This window comes from Streptomyces sp. NPDC007875 (assembly GCF_042868035.1).
Taxonomy (GTDB): domain Bacteria; phylum Actinomycetota; class Actinomycetes; order Streptomycetales; family Streptomycetaceae; genus Streptomyces; species Streptomyces antimycoticus.
Genome location: NZ_JBIADZ010000101.1, coordinates 1 through 2,474, shown reverse-complemented (window position 1 = coordinate 2,474; position 2,474 = coordinate 1). Strand labels below are relative to the sequence as shown.

Annotated in this window: 1 rRNA gene; it reads right to left on the bottom strand. The window is 56.4% G+C overall.

The features are described from left to right. Positions 1–2: 2 nt before the first annotated feature. Positions 3–2,474: ribosomal RNA gene (locus ACFYOY_RS49075) — 23S ribosomal RNA — on the bottom strand; the annotation flags it as partial.

The window sequence follows — 2,474 nt, the reverse complement described above, 5'->3', positions numbered from 1 at the left end:
CTGAGGACAAGCCCTCGGCCTATTAGTACCAGTCAACTCCACCAGTTACCCGGCTTCCATATCTGGCCTATCAACCCAGTCGTCTACTGGGAGCCTTAACCCATCAAGTGGGTGGGAGTCCTCATCTCGAAGCAGGCTTCCCGCTTAGATGCTTTCAGCGGTTATCCCTCCCGAACGTAGCCAACCAGCCATGCCCTTGGCAGAACAACTGGCACACCAGAGGTTCGTCCGTCCCGGTCCTCTCGTACTAGGGACAGCCCTTCTCAAGACTCCTACGCGCACAGCGGATAGGGACCGAACTGTCTCACGACGTTCTAAACCCAGCTCGCGTACCGCTTTAATGGGCGAACAGCCCAACCCTTGGGACCGACTCCAGCCCCAGGATGCGACGAGCCGACATCGAGGTGCCAAACCATCCCGTCGATATGGACTCTTGGGGAAGATCAGCCTGTTATCCCCGGGGTACCTTTTATCCGTTGAGCGACGGCGCTTCCACAAGCCACCGCCGGATCACTAGTCCCGACTTTCGTCCCTGCTCGACCCGTCGGTCTCACAGTCAAGCTCCCTTGTGCACTTACACTCAACACCTGATTGCCAACCAGGCTGAGGGAACCTTTGGGCGCCTCCGTTACCCTTTAGGAGGCAACCGCCCCAGTTAAACTACCCACCAGACACTGTCCCTGATCCGGATCACGGACCCAGGTTAGACATCCAGCACGACCAGAGTGGTATTTCAACAATGACTCCACCACAACTGGCGTTGCGGCTTCACAGTCTCCCACCTATCCTACACAAGCCGAACCGAACACCAATATCAAGCTATAGTAAAGGTCCCGGGGTCTTTCCGTCCTGCTGCGCGAAACGAGCATCTTTACTCGTAGTGCAATTTCACCGGGCCTATGGTTGAGACAGTCGAGAAGTCGTTACGCCATTCGTGCAGGTCGGAACTTACCCGACAAGGAATTTCGCTACCTTAGGATGGTTATAGTTACCACCGCCGTTTACTGGCGCTTAAGTTCTCAGCTTCGCCACACCGAAATGTGACTAACCGGTCCCCTTAACGTTCCAGCACCGGGCAGGCGTCAGTCCGTATACATCGCCTTACGGCTTCGCACGGACCTGTGTTTTTAGTAAACAGTCGCTTCTCGCTGGTCTCTGCGGCCACCACCAGCTCAAGGAGAAAATCCCATCACCAGCAATGGCCCCCCTTCTCCCGAAGTTACGGGGGCATTTTGCCGAGTTCCTTAACCATAGTTCACCCGAACGCCTCGGTATTCTCTACCTGACCACCTGAGTCGGTTTAGGGTACGGGCCGCCATGAAACTCGCTAGAGGCTTTTCTCGACAGCATAGGATCATCCACTTCACCACAATCGGCTCGGCATCAGGTCTCACCCCTAATGAGGAACGGATTTACCTACTCCTCGGGCTACACCCTTACCCCGGGACAACCACCGCCCGGGCTGGACTACCTTCCTGCGTCACCCCATCACTCACCTACTACAGGTCTGGTCCGTCGGCTCCACCACTCCCCTCAACTCCGAAGAGATCAGGGCGGCTTCACGGACTTAGCATCGCCTGGTTCGACGTTGGCGCTTCAAAGCGGGTACCGGAATATCAACCGGTTGTCCATCGACTACGCCTGTCGGCCTCGCCTTAGGTCCCGACTTACCCTGGGCAGATCAGCTTGACCCAGGAACCCTTAGTCAATCGGCGCACACGTTTCCCACGTGTGTATCGCTACTCATGCCTGCATTCTCACTCGTGAACCATCCACAACTCGCTTACACGGCTGCTTCACCCGGCACACGACGCTCCCCTACCCATCACAGCGATCGTTGGACCACATGCTGCAATGACACGACTTCGGCGGTACGCTTGAGCCCCGCTACATTGTCGGCGCGGAATCACTTGACCAGTGAGCTATTACGCACTCTTTCAAGGATGGCTGCTTCTAAGCCAACCTCCTGGTTGTCTCTGCGACTCCACATCCTTTCCCACTTAGCGTACGCTTAGGGGCCTTAGTCGATGCTCTGGGCTGTTTCCCTCTCGACCATGGAGCTTATCCCCCACAGTCTCACTGCCGCGCTCTCACTTACCGGCATTCGGAGTTTGGCTAAGGTCAGTAACCCGGTAGGGCCCATCGCCTATCCAGTGCTCTACCTCCGGCAAGAAACACACGACGCTGCACCTAAATGCATTTCGGGGAGAACCAGCTATCACGGAGTTTGATTGGCCTTTCACCCCTAACCACAGGTCATCCCCCAGGTTTTCAACCCTGGTGGGTTCGGTCCTCCACGAAGTCTTACCTCCGCTTCAACCTGCCCATGGCTAGATCACTCCGCTTCGGGTCTTGAGCGCGCTACTAAACCGCCCTATTCGGACTCGCTTTCGCTACGGCTTCCCCACACGGGTTAACCTCGCAACACACCGCAAACTCGCAGGCTCATTCTTCAAAAGGCACGCAGTCACGAC